General features: G+C 47.1%; 1 pseudogene. It reads right to left on the bottom strand.

The window, feature by feature from the left end:
- Positions 1–333 (bottom strand): annotated as a pseudogene (locus tag DWZ44_RS18925) (IS200/IS605 family accessory protein TnpB-related protein); the annotation flags it as partial.

Raw genomic sequence — 333 nt, 5'->3', positions numbered from 1 at the left:
CCCTCTGCTTTCCACTGTTCCAGACGCGTCCGATAAGAAGATACACTCCCAAGCGCATGCTGGACTGCCGCCCGTCTGAAATAGGATGGCATCTTGGGAAAGCAGAAATCAAAATCAAACCGGGCCGGATTCCGTTTCGTTGTATGCACCAGATGTTCCGCTGCATTGAAACGTTTCTTACTTTCCTCAATTTGGGCCAGTTCTTCCCACACAGATTCATACACTTCGACCAGATAGCGGACAGCAGAACGGTAAATCTCCAGTGTCTGGCGGATCGGAATATTCTGTTTTCGTAATTCAACACCATAACTGGATATGATTTTCATTCGCTTT

The sequence above is a fragment of the Blautia sp. AF32-4BH genome (genome assembly GCF_003460565.1).
Classification (GTDB): Bacteria; Bacillota; Clostridia; order Lachnospirales; family Lachnospiraceae; genus Fusicatenibacter; species Fusicatenibacter saccharivorans.
This window is presented reverse-complemented; position numbering and strand designations above follow the sequence as displayed.